At 54.6% G+C, this 14,648-nt stretch carries 16 protein-coding genes; 14 read left to right on the forward strand and 2 right to left on the reverse strand.

Going from position 1 to position 14,648, the window contains the following annotated elements:
* Positions 1–118 precede the first annotated feature (118 nt).
* Positions 119–1,096 carry a DUF523 and DUF1722 domain-containing protein gene (locus tag M0Q23_01690; GenBank protein ID MCK9527361.1) on the reverse strand — a complete coding sequence of 326 codons (978 nt, stop codon included), beginning with the start codon at positions 1,094–1,096 and terminating at the stop codon, positions 119–121.
* Positions 1,097–1,359: 263 nt separating this feature from the next.
* Between M0Q23_01690 and M0Q23_01695 the strand changes: the two genes are divergently transcribed.
* From M0Q23_01695 to M0Q23_01755, 13 genes are all read left to right on the forward strand, one after another.
* Positions 1,360–1,620 carry a hypothetical protein gene (locus tag M0Q23_01695; GenBank protein MCK9527362.1) on the forward strand — a complete coding sequence of 87 codons (261 nt, stop codon included), beginning with the start codon at positions 1,360–1,362 and terminating at the stop codon, positions 1,618–1,620.
* Positions 1,621–1,635: 15 nt separating this feature from the next.
* The gene (locus tag M0Q23_01700; protein MCK9527363.1) at positions 1,636–2,523 is read left to right on the forward strand and encodes a thiolase family protein; all 888 of its coding nucleotides are present in this window, start codon (positions 1,636–1,638) and stop codon (positions 2,521–2,523) included.
* 5 nt (positions 2,524–2,528) lie between these two features.
* A complete protein-coding gene (locus tag M0Q23_01705; GenBank protein ID MCK9527364.1) occupies positions 2,529–2,945 on the forward strand; it encodes an OB-fold domain-containing protein in 417 nt (138 codons plus the stop codon).
* Positions 2,946–3,459: 514 nt separating this feature from the next.
* Entirely contained in the window at positions 3,460–4,023 is a 564-nt protein-coding gene (locus M0Q23_01710; protein ID MCK9527365.1) for a TetR/AcrR family transcriptional regulator, read from the forward strand.
* A gap of 298 nt (positions 4,024–4,321) precedes the next feature.
* Positions 4,322–5,368, forward strand: coding sequence for a TRAP transporter substrate-binding protein DctP (gene dctP / locus M0Q23_01715; GenBank protein MCK9527366.1), 1,047 nt, complete (start codon positions 4,322–4,324; stop codon positions 5,366–5,368).
* A 97-nt stretch (positions 5,369–5,465) separates the two neighbouring features.
* A complete protein-coding gene (locus M0Q23_01720; GenBank protein ID MCK9527367.1) occupies positions 5,466–5,999 on the forward strand; it encodes a TRAP transporter small permease in 534 nt (177 codons plus the stop codon).
* The gene (locus M0Q23_01725) at positions 5,996–7,294 is read left to right on the forward strand and encodes a TRAP transporter large permease (protein MCK9527368.1); all 1,299 of its coding nucleotides are present in this window, start codon (positions 5,996–5,998) and stop codon (positions 7,292–7,294) included. The genes M0Q23_01720 and M0Q23_01725 overlap by 4 nt, the downstream gene beginning before the upstream one ends.
* A 68-nt stretch (positions 7,295–7,362) precedes the next feature.
* The gene (locus M0Q23_01730; GenBank protein ID MCK9527369.1) at positions 7,363–8,145 is read left to right on the forward strand and encodes an enoyl-CoA hydratase/isomerase family protein; all 783 of its coding nucleotides are present in this window, start codon (positions 7,363–7,365) and stop codon (positions 8,143–8,145) included.
* Positions 8,146–8,161: 16 nt separating this feature from the next.
* On the forward strand, positions 8,162–9,400 hold the full coding sequence (locus tag M0Q23_01735; GenBank protein MCK9527370.1) for a CoA transferase: 1,239 nt from the start codon (positions 8,162–8,164) through the stop codon (positions 9,398–9,400).
* Between the two features lie 35 nt (positions 9,401–9,435).
* Complete coding sequence (locus M0Q23_01740) at positions 9,436–10,308, forward strand: GNAT family N-acetyltransferase (protein MCK9527371.1); 873 nt, start codon at positions 9,436–9,438, stop codon at positions 10,306–10,308.
* 95 nt (positions 10,309–10,403) lie between these two features.
* Positions 10,404–10,622, forward strand: coding sequence for a hypothetical protein (locus M0Q23_01745; GenBank protein ID MCK9527372.1), 219 nt, complete (start codon positions 10,404–10,406; stop codon positions 10,620–10,622).
* A complete protein-coding gene (locus tag M0Q23_01750) occupies positions 10,619–12,166 on the forward strand; it encodes a PAS domain S-box protein (protein ID MCK9527373.1) in 1,548 nt (515 codons plus the stop codon). Before M0Q23_01745 ends, M0Q23_01750 begins: the two co-directional genes overlap by 4 nt.
* Positions 12,163–12,807 (forward strand): response regulator transcription factor, encoded by a 645-nt coding sequence (locus tag M0Q23_01755; GenBank protein MCK9527374.1) that lies wholly within the window; start codon positions 12,163–12,165, stop codon positions 12,805–12,807. Before M0Q23_01750 ends, M0Q23_01755 begins: the two co-directional genes overlap by 4 nt.
* 391 nt (positions 12,808–13,198) lie before the next feature.
* Here the strand turns inward: M0Q23_01755 and M0Q23_01760 are convergent, their stop codons facing one another.
* Complete coding sequence (locus M0Q23_01760; GenBank protein MCK9527375.1) at positions 13,199–14,020, reverse strand: amidohydrolase family protein; 822 nt, start codon at positions 14,018–14,020, stop codon at positions 13,199–13,201.
* A gap of 239 nt (positions 14,021–14,259) precedes the next feature.
* Between M0Q23_01760 and M0Q23_01765 the strand changes: the two genes are divergently transcribed.
* On the forward strand, positions 14,260–14,604 hold the full coding sequence (locus M0Q23_01765) for a hypothetical protein (protein MCK9527376.1): 345 nt from the start codon (positions 14,260–14,262) through the stop codon (positions 14,602–14,604).
* Positions 14,605–14,648: the final 44 nt, after the last annotated feature.

Genomic DNA, 14,648 nt, shown 5'->3' on the forward strand with positions numbered 1-14,648 from the left:
CGGGGGGGAGGGTGCGGAAATATCAGGGAGAAACGGCCGTGAGGACGGGAAGGACGCCGGAAATATCAGGGAGAAACAGCCGTGAGGACACGCTCGACAGGCTTTTCGACGGTCCCGGTCAACCGGAAGTCCGCCGCGCCGGATCCTGGCACGGGTGGTCGCACATCTGAAGTCCCCGCGGACGGGGATTCAGATAGACCTGCTCATTCAGGCAGTGCTGACCGTATTTCCGGGCGTAGTGCCCGATGAGGGTGATCGGGACAATGAGCGGCAAAAAACCATTTTGATACGTTTCGATGACTTCCAGAAGTTCTGTTTTTTCATCAGACGACAGGTTCCGTCTCAAATATCCCAGTATGTGCCGCAGCACGGTGACATTTTTTTTCACCGTGGTTTTCATTTCCATGGCTTTCATGAGCAGGGTCTCGTAGCCTTCGTACAGTTCCTGCCGTGACAGGCGCTTCCGGTCCGCCACGAGTTTTTCCATGGCCCTGTAGTGCGTAGAGCTGTGTGAGAGAACAAGCAGTCCGTGGCGCCCGTGAAAGCCCACCAGGGCGTCGCGACCTGGCGGGGCTTTTTGTGTGTCACGCCACCGCTTCAGGACGAATATTCTCTCGATGAAATGTTCCCTGAGGTCCGCGTCATGAAGGCGCTTCTCATCTTTGACGGGAACCGAAGGGAAATGATCCATGAACATCCGGGCGAAAACACCCGTGCCTCGTTTTACCGGCAGGCCCTTGTCGTCGTACACCTTGATCCGCTCCGTACCGCAGGAAGGAGAACCGCTTTTGAAGATGAACCCGTGGAGGTCCTCGCCTTCAAGCTGAATCAGCCTTTTTTTCGCCCAGGAGACCATCATGTCCGTTTTATCCACCTTCGTCCGGCCGGTAACCAGCCGGGGTGATTCCGGGCTGCCCTCCAGTCGGATGAATTCCCGGGGAATGCCCATGCCGCAGTCCGCCTCGGGGCAAACGGGGATATAGCGCACGTATCGTCCCAAGGTATCCCGGAGAAACCGGTCCAGCTTGTGGCCTCCGTCATAACGAACGTTCTCTCCAAGAAGGCAGGTGCTTATTCCGATGGGTATCTTTTTCACAGGTGCCGTCCTCCCGGCGACGAGGCTGGAACGTCGAAAAAATGTCTGCCAATGACCCCTTCGTGGGTAATTCTCCTGTCCTTTTTCAGGTGACTGATGATACAATTCTCTTCATCGATCGGCAAGGGCTGTGTGACAGACAAGCCGTTCTCCGGAGCGAACCCTGACGGTTTCGTACAATGGTACCGCAGGCCACGTGGAGCGGCGGGTCACGCTGTCTGAGGAAACAACGCAGCCTGAGACGATACAGGGAGGATTCATCCATGAGCCTGAAAGACAGGTATGCCGTCGTCGGCGTCGGCTACACACCCCAGGGTATCATTCCGGAACGGACGACTCTGAGCTTCCATCTGGAGGCCTGCGCCAATGCCATCGCCGACGCGGGACTGAAACGGGACGACATCGACGGCTTGATCTGTTACCGTCATTTTCCGACAACCAGAGAAGAAAAAGACGTCACCCCCTACATGGTCGCCCAACACCTGGGAATGGAGCCGACCTACCTCGCCCAGGACGCCAACTGATCCCGCAACCACCTTATGCACGCAGTTGGCGTGCTTGAAGCGGGTTTGTGCAAGTATGTGCTGATTTCCTACGGCCACAGCGCCCGTTCCGGCGGCGAAATGGAATGGATGCTATCGAACCTCGTCGGTGATGACGTCGTCTTCGGCCATTTCGGAGCTGTGGCGGGATACGCCCTCGCGGCGCGGAGAGCGATGCATGAATTTCACACGGGACCGGAAACATGGAAAGCGATTGCCCTGGGGCAGCGAAAATGGGCCGCCTTGAATCCCCGGGCCCTGATGCGGGATAAGCCCATGGATGAAAGAGACTATGACCTCTCGCCCCTGGTGGTGGAACCCTTCCGGCAGGCCGACGCCTGCCTCGTGACGGACGGCGGTCGGGCCTGCATTCTGACCACGGCCGAACGGGCCCGGGATCTGCCCCACAGACCGGTAACCATCATGGGAATGGGAATGGCCAACCCTTCCTCCGACCTTGCTCCGGCACGCCACCTGGCAGGTCCGACCGGCGCGGTTCGGGCTTGTGAAGATGCCCTGCGCATGGCGGACATCAGCCTTGAGGACGTCGACGCCTGCCAGATCTACGATTGCTTCACCTACACAGTAGAAATCACACTCCAGGATTACGGATTCTTCAAACCCGGCGAAGGAAGGGACTGGTTTCAGGGAGGCACCATCGAACCGGGCGGGCGCATGCCGGTAAATACATCGGGGGGACAGCTTTCAGAAGCCTATCAGATGGGCATGACCCCCCTGACGGAAGGGGTTATGCAGCTCATGGGCCGCTGCGGAGATCGGCAACTCGGACCCGCGACGGGAAACAAACCGCCGGAGATTATCCTCTGCAGCGACAACGGCGGGATTTTGCAGAGCCACGCCTGCTACATTCTGAAGAAGGGGTAACAACCATGACGACCCGCGCGAAACCCGTACCACGAATGAGCGCCGATACACAGGCCTTCTGGGAAGGATGCCGGAACCGGGAATTCAGGATCCAGTCCTGCAAAGACTGTGGATGTCTGCGCATGCCCTGGTCGTTCCTCTGCCCCGAATGCCTCTCACGCAACGCGGGCTGGATCAGGGCTTCCGGCCGGGGAACCGTCTATTCTTACGTGGTCTATCATGTTGCCTACGACCCTGCGTTCGCCCATGACCTGCCCTATATCGTGGCACTGGTGACGCTGGAGGAAGGACCGCGCTTCCTGACAAATATCGTCGACTGCAGCCCCGCTTCGGTTGTCTGCGACATGCCCGTCGAAATCGTCTGGGATGACGTGACAGAAACGCTGATCCTTCCCCGGTTCCGTCCCGCGGAACACACCTGATCCCTGCCGCCCGCGTCGTACCCGCAGACCTTTTGCGAAGCGAGACCGTTGCATTCCGTCATTTCGAGGAATACCCGGGGCACTGCGTTATTTCAAGGAGAACCCAACGGCACGGCCATTTCAAGAAACGCCCGGGAAACCGTCATTTCAAGACATGGTTACGTTCCGTCATTTGAGAGAATTGAGGAAACAGTCAAAAGGACGGAGGTGGCAGTTGTAAGGAGCCGCCGGGGATTCTTTAGAAGGTCTTGAGGGCGTCCTCAATGGGACGTTTCTCGACCTTTTGCGAGGTCGTCATAGTTCCCCCACAAAAATTTTCATGATTCCCCCACAGGCCGAAAACGATCAAATCGTGCCGTATAATGATTAATTATTCACTACTTAGCTGGACTTTTCAAGGTCTACAAAAAAAGGTTGACTTGGTTCTTCCGCTGGATGTACGGTTGAATCATATTCAACTGACCGACCGTTCGATCACTTAAGGAATTTCTGAATGGAGGAATTGCCGATTGACATGAAGCAAAAAATAAAGACCATCGCCATTCAGCTCATGTACCAGAAAGGATATCATGCCTGCAGTATCAGTGACATCGCGAAACGGGCGGGCATTCAAAAATCCAGTATTTATTATCACTACATGAGTAAGGAAGAGATCCTCTTCGACATTCTCAAGGAAACGATGGAGAGCCTGAATGAAAGTCTCCAGAACTGTCTCAAGGACCTTGAAGGCGCTGAAGAGCGGCTTGTGGCGATGATTCGGAACCATTTGAGTTTTCACATGGTTCGACAGAAAGAGGTTATCGTATCCGACTCGGAATTGAGAGGACTCACGGCGGACAACCTGCGCTCAGTCATTAGAATGCGGGATGAATATGACACACAGATGAAGGACATAATTGAGCGGGGAATCCAGGAGGGAGTATTTAAAAACGTCAACCCGAGAGTCATGGCAAATGCCATCGTCACCATGTGCACCCAGATCTCCCAGTGGTTCAACCCTCTTGGATCCCTTTCAAAAGACGAAATTATAGAGAGTATCACAACGATGGTCTTCAACGGATTGAAACGAGACGGATGACTTTTTTTACAGCATAACCTACCGACCGTTCGTTATATTTGTAGCGTTTTTCGGTCGGAGGTGATCGGGACAGGGGCTTCTGCCTCGAAAATAAACAGCGCTCACGGACGCGCATACGACGAAAGGAGGGTTGCTCGGCATTCAAATTAGGGAGGGTACCGGCGGCAGGCACACTTGCGGGTAAACCTGTCATGGTCCGGAAGCCAATCGGCAGTAGTTTGGTAAGAGATGTCAGCGTCACAGCTTATTAGGCACGAGCTTCGGAAACCAACATTCTGCAGAAAAGGAGAGGATTGGAATGCTTACACAACGTTCAGAAAAAAAACGATCAGCGGCCCTGATTACCGGGACGATGCTGGTCATGGCGGCCCTGGCACTGATAGTGATGCCGGCGAGCCTTAACGCCCAGAACTACAACTGGAAGATAACCCAGGGCATCGCGGAAGATCATCCCGCCACCGACAGATGCAAACAATTTGCCGAGTTGGTGAAAAAGGAAACAAATGGCCGCATCAAGATGCAGTATTTCCCGGCCGGTGCCCTGGGTGACTGGATGGAGCAGATCGAGTCGAATCGCATGGGCACCCTTGAAATCGGCCTCAATGCAGGCTCCACCTCCTACGACCCCAAGACAAACCTTATTTTCATGCCCTATCTTTTTGAATCCTGGGACGAGGCCCGGGCAGGCATCGGTTCCACGGGATGGCTTACCCCTATTTTCGACGACCTCTATTCCCAAATAGGACTCAAGGTCTTGGGGATTTATCTGAACGCCTGGGACGGCTTTGCCTTTGCCAAGCGCGTGACCACCGTGCCGAAAACACCGGCTGAATTCAAGGGCATCAAGATGCGGGTTGCTCCTATTCGTATTTTTGAGGTTTACATTCCCTCCCTCGGCTTTATCTCCACCCCAATCGCCTATTCGGAAACCTTCACGGCCCTGCAGACAGGCATCGTTGACGCCCGGTCCGCCTGTCCCGCGGTGGAAGCCTATGTCATGCGTGACGCGCTCAGAAGCTATGTCCTCGCGCGGGATGCTTTTGAATACTGGTTTCTCACAATGAACCTTGATTTGTGGAACACGCTCTCCAAGGAAGATCAGGCGATCCTGCTCAAGGCGGCCGATAAGGTCATGGCAGACCAGGCTCATGCCGCTGAACAGGATGAGCTGGATTTTCTCAAGAAACTAGAGGATGCGGGCATCCAGGTACACATCTCCACCAAAGAAGAGTGGATGGAAGCCGCAAAGATCGTGAGACAGCAAGCCTGGCCCAAGATCGAAAACGAACTGCTCGGTTCAGAACTCATGGAACAAGTCAAGAAGTTCGCCACTAAGCTCGACTAGAAACGGCTCAACGGCACGGCTTCCAAAAAGCGCCTAATCGGGTACGGGAGGGGGGCGCCGACGCGCCCCTCCTTATCCCGGGAAAAGGAAATGTCCCATGAGGCAGAAGGTTACGACAGCCCTGACATATATCGATAGCGGCCTCGACAGGGGAATCTCGGCTATCATCATAACTGGCGCCATAATCATGACTCTGACGATCGTTCTGCAGGTACTGCTGCGCTATGTATTCAAGGTTCCCCTCTTCGGACTGGAAGAGTTTTCCCGTCTGGTCGCGGTATGGTTGTATTTTTTCGGCGCCGTTCTGGGTACCCGAAATGACGGTCATGTTCAGGGGGACATCGCGGCACGCCTGGTTCCGAATGAACGCTCCCGGGCGCTCCTCAAAACAATCACCTGGACCTTGAGCCTGGTGGCCTGCGTGCTGCTCCTGTGTCACGCGGCGCGCTACTCGCTGTGGCTCCATGGCACCGGAGAGAGGACTACGGGACTCTGGTGGCCGCGCGTGTACAGCGTCGGCTCCATGTTAATCGGAGCGGTGCTGATAACCCTGTATTCCGTGGCCAACATGATCAGAAATCTGGAGTCCTTTATCAACTACTCCGGTGTCTCCTCGGGAGGTAAATCATGACAGTCATAGTAATAGCAATGGTCCTGGTGGTTATCATGATGCTTCTGGGGGTACCCGTTGGATTTGCCTTCGGGCTCGGGGGCTTCGCCATACTTTTCGTAACGGGCCTGGACCCTCGATTTGCCATACCGGCGGCATTTCGCAACATGGAGTCCTACACACTGATGGCCCTGCCCCTGTTCATAATGGCCGGCTCATTGATGAAAGATTCCGATATTTCAAGCCGCCTGATCGCCTTCACCCAGTCGTTTCTCGGCAGGGTACGGGGCGGGCTGGGGATGGTCTGCGTTGTCGCCTGTACCGTTTTCGGCGCGATCTCGGGTTCCGCCGCAGCGGCCATCGCCGCCATCGGCTCGGTGATGATTCCCGAAATGGTCAAACAGGGCTATCCGCGGGGCTACGCCACGGGACTGGTAGCCTGTTCTTCCATGCTTGCACTGCTGATCCCGCCGAGCATACCCATGATCGTTTTTGCCATGACAGCCCAGATATCAATCCTGGCGGCATTTTTAAGTACGCTGATTCCCGGCCTGATGATGATGACCATATATTGCGTGATTAACATGATCATGTGCCGGAAATTTAAGAATCTTCAACTGGCCCCCAAAATCAACTTGGCGGCACAGGTCAGGGAAATTGGAAGATCAGCCATACATGCCGGATGGGCCCTGTTCATGCCGGTCCTGGTGCTGGGAGGCATTTACGGAGGCATCTTCACTCCTACCGAGGCAGCGGCCATTTCAGCCGTCTATGCGGTGCTCGTAGGCTTCCTGGCCCACCGAACCATGACCTTCAGGGGGATGAGCCAAAACCTACGGGACTCCATGATAACCTCCGGCGTGGTGATGGTTCTCCTGTTTTTTACTCTCATGGTCAGCCGGATCATGGTTACCTATCAGGTACCGCAGGTCCTGACGGACCTGATCTTTACCGTAACCGCGAACAAGGTGATGGTCCTGGTGATGCTCAACGTGATTCTGTTGCTCATGGGAATGCTGGTCGATGATGTTTCCGGCAACATTCTGTCGGCGGCGCTCCTGTTGCCGATCGCGGTATCGGTTGGAATCGAACCGGTTCATTTCGCTGCCATATCGGTTGTCAATCTCTCCCTGGGCAATATAACGCCTCCCTGCGCGCCCATGCTGTACCTCGCGGGGATGATAGGCGGCAATCTGCCGCTCAACGAATATATAAAGCCGGCATCGGTCTTTATGATCTTTGGCGCAATCCCTGTGATCCTTCTGGTAACGTACGTTCCCGGCTTCGCCCTCGTGCTGGTGAACATATTGCTGTGATGAGACTACCCCCCGACGCGGCCGGTTGCTGCGCCGGGATATGATCTGAGAAAAAGGAGAACCCCGCTGTGAATGTGAAAGAAGATGCTGTTCTTTACGAAAGAAAAGGTAATGTCGGTTTTATTATTTTTAACCGCCCTCACCGGCTCAATGCCATAAACGGTCGGTTCCTGGATGATTTCATCAGGCACCTGCTGACGGCGAAAAAGGATACCGAAGTCGTAACGGTGGTGATGACCGGCAGGGGATCGTCTTTTTGCGTCGGAGAAGATCTCAAGGAAACCGCCGGGGGTAAGAGTTTCGAACAGTGGATCGCCGAGGTGGACAGGCTGCAGGATATCCAGCGCCAGACATTACAACTGAACAAGCCGCTTATCGCCATGTGCAGGGGCTATGCCGTGGGAGGGGGATGCGAGTTCGCCTTGAGCTGCGATTTCCGCATTGCCGATGAAACCGCCAAGTTCGGCTTTCCCGAAACGGGCATCGGATTGTCCATAACCCAGGCGGGGACAAAGCTGCTCTCCCAGGTCGTCGGCCTGGGGAAAGCCAAGGAACTGGCCCTTACCGGCGAGTTTATCGACGCCCGTGAAGCTTGCCGCATCGGCCTGGTCAACTATGTGGTGAAGCCCGAAGAGCTTGAAGAGCGCGTGAACACCTTCTGCGAGGTAATCGGCAAACGATCCCCTATGTCCCTGAGATTCGCGCGGGCGGCCATCGATCAGGGTCTGCACAGCAGTTTCGAACAGGTCATGGAAATGGAAACGGCACACCTGCTGTCCCTCGGCGGATCAGGGTACGAAAGGAGTTTTGTTGAGCGCCGGATGAAAGAACACGGCATGAAGAGAGATTGAGAAGGAGGAAACAGTAATGATAAGTACAGCAAGCCAGGGAATGGCTCTCGAAGGAGTCAGAGTTCTGGACCTCACCATCGCCTACAATGGACCCTTCTGTACCATGAACCTGGCTGATCACGGAGCGGAAGTGATCAAGATCGAAAGGCCGGTGACCGGTGATGGAACCCGCTGGTGGCCGCCCTTCAGGGAAGGCCGGACAGGTATCAACGACAGTGGATATTACGCTTTTCTCAACCGCAACAAAAAGGGCATCACCCTGGACCTGCAGAGTGAGGAAGGGAAACGGGTATTCAAGGAACTGGTGAAAACCGCGGACGTGGTTGTCAACAACTTCAAAGCCGGAACCATGGAAAAACTCGGACTCTCCTACGAAGTCCTCAAGGAAGTCAACCCGCGGATCATTTACGCGGCCACGTCCGGATTCGGTTCCTACGGCCCCTTTCGTGACCGACCCGCTTATGACATAATCGCCCAGGCCCTGGGCGGGTTGATGAGTATATGCGGTTACCCCGACGGCCCTCCCGTCAAGGTTGGTCCCGCCGTCGGCGACAACTTCACAGGCACATACCTTGCCCTGGGCATCGTCATGGCTCTGTACAAACGTAAAGAGACCGGAGTCGGCCAAATGGTTGAAGTGGCCATGACGGACACAGTCGTCTCGATCCTTGAAGCGGCGATCATCGCCTACACCATGACCGGCACCATGCACGGGCGGGTAGGAAACATCGATCCCTTCACCACTCCTTTCGACATGTTCAGGTGCAAGGAGGGCGATTATCTGGTCATCGCCGCGTCAAGCGACGCTCTCTGGGAAAAACTCTGCCATGTGATGGGACGGCCCGATATGCTCGAAGATGAACGGCTCGCGAACATCGGATTGCGTTGCGATAACTACTTTTCGATCATCGAGCCGGTTATGCGCGAGTGGGCTGAATCACATGCCTGCGGCGAACTTGAAAGCATGCTCGCCGATGCGGGAATTCCCTGCGCTCCGGTACTCGAGATCGACCAGGTAGTTAACCATCCCAACACAAGGGCCCGGGAAATGATCGTGAAGGTCGAACATCCTACACTCGGCACACTTGAAATTCCGGGCATTCCGATTAAAATGTTCGGAACCCCCGGTCGGATCCGTATGCCCTCACCTCTGCTGGGGCAGCACAACGAGGAGATTTTTGGTGAACTGGATTTCTCCGATGGAGGAGAACCGCCCGAAAGACAGATGCTGTGTGAAAATCTTCAGAATAATTGAGACCTTAAAGGTTTCCCGTAAGGAAGGCGCGTGAAATGTACGACTTGAAACCTGACTGCTATCACAGGGTTGAACAAGCCCTTGCGGGTGTTCCCTTTAACAGGCTTTTCGCGGAAGCGGTCACAGGGGGCTATGTGGCGGGTCGCGTCTTCGTCGACAAGCTCGATGAACCTTCGGCTTTTTACATATGCCATCCCTACGGCATGTCACTGCTTGTCGGGTCCCCCGGCGCGCCGCGCTTCAACGAAGACCTGCGTGAGTTCATGCTCAACGCAGGCCGCCACCGTTCGAAAAGAGAATACCTGCTCGTCCACCCCGACGACTGGTGTACCGAAATCGCCGAAAGCCTCGGTCCCCGCCTCGCGGAAATTGATTTCAGCAGTGAGGACGTTGCGGCCTGTATCGAACGCCATGAAGACGATGTAGTCCTGAACAGGAGGATCAATTTCGTCTTTGACCGTCAGCGCTACAGGGACTTTCAGAGACTCAACCATGATGAACTGGCCCGGCTTCATCAGAACATCTCCCCCTTGGGCGAAGATGAATTTTCATCCTTCGACGGGCACGTGGTACCGAAGTATTTCTGGAACAACTACGAAGACTTTAAAAAATATTCAAAGGGATTCTGTCTGAAGGTCGACGAGAAAACCGTATCGGCTGCTTTTTGTTCATTTTACAGCACCGCATATCTCGAACTGGGTATGGAGACCGCCGAGAACTATCGTGGCCGGGGCTTCTCCGCGGCAACCTGTTCAGCCCTCATCGACTACGCCCTTGAAAGAAAGCTCACGCCAGCCTGGGCGTGCATTCTTTCAAACCGGTCCTCCTGCGCTCTTGCCCGGAAACTGGGTTTCGAGGAAACCCTGTCCCTTCCCTGCTACATGCTGCCCTTCACTGCCGGCCTGTAACAGGACGGACGCCTGCCGGACGCCGACTGGATTCATAATCAAATCCATGCTAACAAGAAGGACCACCGTCATGGGAGAAAGGAGCGTGGCTCAGCATGGGCAAGGATGCCCCTAAACCACGGCCGGTCTGTCCCCGCTGTGGAAGTACCCGGCTCGCGATAAAATCCAGGACAAACCTGGGAGACACTCCATGCGACACCGTAATAAGGACGGAGATGTTGGGATGCGCCGTCATACTCAAGTATTGCGTCTGTGAAAACTGCGGCCACACCCTCTCACGGACTGAATACGAAAGCCTTCAGCAGAACAGATGAAAAGCAACGCGACAACAAAACGGCAACGGCCCGATGAACTTGCCGGGCGTCGCCGGCAGACAGATGGACCACAGCTGCGGGACAGAAAGTACGGCACAACAGGAGAGGCGCTCCGGGCCGGCGAAGAAATCTACCGCAATCTTGTAGAATCCACGCTGGATCTCATCTTTATCGTCGACCGAAGGGGAACCTACACCTATGTCAACCCTCGGTTCGAAAAAGTCACGGGTTATTCAATGAATGAACTGATGGGAGAACCCTTCACCTGCCTCGTGGCACCGGAGTTTGTGCAATCGACCCTGGACAGGTTCAGAAAAGGCATCAGAGGCGAGGAGACGGGACCCTACGAAGCGGAAATCATCCATCATGACGGGAGGCGAATCCCGGTCGAGTTCCTCGTCACGACCCGGCATGACGCGACAGGAGTTGCCTTGGGAAGGTTCGGCATCGGCAGGGATATCACTGAACGCAGAAAAGCCGATGACGCGTTGCGCCGGATCACTGCAGATCTTGAGAAGGCCCAGGAACTGGCTCATATCGGTTCATGGCGGTACAACGCGGAGACGAAACTGTCCCTGTGGTCCGAAGAAATGTTTCGAATCCTGCTCCTCGAGTCGACTCATGGCAGACCCTTCCACATTGACCCAAAAACCTGCATTCATCCCGATGACTGGCGGCGCTTCAAACGGTTGACGCGGGCGGCTCTCAAGGGGAAACCCTATGGCACGGAAGTGAGAATCATTCGTCCCAACGGGTCCACAGGCTATCTTTTCACCACGGGAGAGGCTGAGTATGGAAAGAACGGAAGCATCCAGGGGCTCTTCGGCACCGCGCAGGATATAACTGAGCGTAAAAACATCGAGAAGACTCTTGAGGATCAACGTGAGCAGCTCCGGGTTCTTTCCATGCAGCTTTCCGAGGCGGAGGAGGCGGAACGGAGAAGAATCGCCCGCGATCTCCACGACCAGGTGGGGCAGAATCTCACCGTGGTCGGCATAAACCTGACCATACTCAAGGATGCGATTCCTGATACCTGTTTGCAATCGATGCCCTTGCACCTCCTGGAAGATTCACTGAAGCTGGTTGAACAGACAACGGAGCTCACCCGCAGTCTCATGGCGGACCTCAGACCTCCGGACATGGATGAATATGGCCTCGTCGCTTCCGTCCGATGGTACGGCAAGAACTTTTCAGCCCGAACGGGTATAGACGTGATCATCGAGGGGGACGATATCGATCCCCGTCCAGCCCCGTCGATAGAGAATAACATTTTTCGAATCGTCCAGGAGGTTCTGACCAACACACACAAACACGCCGAGGCCACTCTGGCAATTATTACCATGGGCGTCTCCCGGGGCATGCTTTCGCTGAGCATCACCGATAACGGTATCGGCTTCAATCTCGCGGATCGAAAAAAGTCGGACGGCCATACGGGATGGGGCCTCATGACCATGACCGAGAGGACCGAAATGATCGGCGGCTCTTTCACCATTGAATCGAAAAGAGGAAAAGGAACGAAGATTTCTGTAAAGGTACCGCTATGAGTATTACGGTTTTTCTGGCCGACGATCATACCATCGTTCGCGATGGACTTCGATACCTGCTCGAGGCGAACGACATCACCGTCATCGGTGAAGCCTCTAACGGCCGCGAAACGGTGAAAAAGGTAAAAGAACTCAATCCGGACATCGTCATCATGGATATTCTTATGGCCGACTTGAACGGCATTGAAGCCACGGAACAGATCTGCGAAGAATGCCCGTCAACCAGGGTTATCATGCTCTCGATGCAGTCTTCGTCGGAATCGGTCCTTCGGTCACTGAAGGCGGGAGCGAGCGCCTATCTGCTGAAAGAGTCGGCCGGCCGCGAACTTCTCGCGGCAATTAATGAGGTTCACACGGGCCGCCGCTACCTGAGCGCGAAAATCTCAGATCATGTCACTACCGCCCTCCTTGAGAAAAAGGACGGCCTGGAGGACCCCCTGTCGGTTCTCAGTACGAGGGAACGTGAAGTATTGCAGCTCGTCGTGGAGGGAAAAACCAGCGCGAAAATAGCGGAAACTCTGTTTCTCTCGGTAAAAACAATCGAAACATACCGAAGCCGGCTCATGAACAAGCTTGGAATAAAAGACATTTCGGGACTTATCAAGTTCGCCATTCAGCATGGCATTACGCCCCTCGAATAAGACGGCCCGCGACGGCTTCAGTAAACCATCGCGGGCCACATGGTAAGACTACGTTATCAGAACGACCGTCCGAGACCTTAAGCCATGACTGTTTGCTATAGAATTGGCGCACACATCCTGTAAGCATCCGACTTTAGTGCCGGAGGTCTTGCCTCCGGTACCATGGTACGCGGCCGTCAATCGTCGCTGTGAAAGATTTCTCCCTACGGTCGAAATGACAGAGGGGGGGTCGAAATGACAGAGGGGGGTGGTCGAAACGACCATGGGAGCGGTCGGAATGACCGATGGGGGCGGCCTAAATGGCCATGGGAGCGGTCGAGACAACACAAGAGATCGCCTTTACAGGTCCCATAGGCAGTTTTTCAAAGATTTCCGCCCTCGTGTTGTGCTGTCAGGCGATTCCCAAGACCCGCTCCGCGTTCCGGTAGAGTATCCGTTCTTTTGTTTCATTGCTGTACGGCAGCGCCAGGACCCGCTCGATGAGCCCGTTGATGTCGGCCACACCGGGCCAGTCACTGCCGAAGATGAAACGGTCGCTCGACATCTCAAGCCGGGGAAAAAATTCAGGCAGGCGCCTGGTCGCGATACCCGCGATCCCGATGTGCATGTTCCGGTATTTGCGAATGAGCCAGGCCGCCCTGTCGTACCAGAAGGTTCTCCCTCCGTGTTCCATAATGATGTTCAAGTCAGGAAACTGATCGGCCACTTCATCGAGTAGCAAGGGATCCGCATACTTGATACGGGTACCGTGAAAAATCGAGGTTCCCGTGTGAAACATAATAGGCATGCCCAGCGACTGAACATACTCATAGAAAGGAAACAGGCTCTGGTCATCGGGCCAGAAGTGCTGGTAGGACGGAAGCAGCTTGAAACCCTTCACGCCCAGCTCCTCCACGGCGTATCTGGCCTGCTCTTCATAGGACCGTTCATCCAGGAAGTTCAGACAACCGAAGGGAATAAGCTCATCGTGGCCCTTGCTGAACTCCGATACGAACTCATTGGTCACCCATGCTGACGCCCGGGGAGCGTATTCCGCCAGGATAACGGAACGGTCCACATTATGAGATTTCAGAAAGGCAATAGCCTGTTCCGGCGTAATTCCGTCCGCGAATTCTTCCAGGTAGCGCGGGTTCGTCTCCCCGAAAAAATCCACCACCCAGGGCGTGAATTGGTCTTTTGTTCCGATGTGAATGTGGAAATCAATAACCTTCATAGATCATCATCTCCTTGCTGACCTTGTCCCGGATCATAGGAACACGATACCACACAATGACCATGCTATGCCGGAAGCGATCGTGAAAGGGTACTGTATCATATCTTGTGTCGTTGGCAAGAAAGGGGTACCACCGATGATATCCCAAAACCCCAAAGGAGGTACCCCCATGACCAAAGCGATAGTCGTACGTAGTCTCTCACAGGCGTATGAAGTAATCAAGGAAATGAATCGTAAAAGTGGAAACACCTGAAAATCTTTACCTTGTATCATTTCGAGGGGCGCAGCGACGAGGAATTGTCCATCGCTTCACCATGTCTCTCCCCGGCCGAAACGATCCCTTTGAATATCGTCATTCCGAAGAACGCCGAGGCACCGTCATTCCGGGGAGTACCCATATCCCGTCATTTCGAGGAGCGAAGCGACGAGAAATCTTGCTTTTCAATCGTCATTGTGAAAGATTTCTCCCTTCGGTCGAAATGACGGAGGAAAGCGGTCAAAACGACGACAAAGGTAGTAGAAACGATGAAAAAGCAGCAGAAAAGATGGCAAAAAGCAGTAGAAACGAAGGCAAAAAACGTTAAAACAATGGCAAAGAGCAGTTAAATCGGCGACAGAATAGTCGAAA

Source organism: Syntrophales bacterium (assembly GCA_023228425.1).
Classification (GTDB): Bacteria; Desulfobacterota; Syntrophia; order Syntrophales; family UBA2210; genus MLS-D.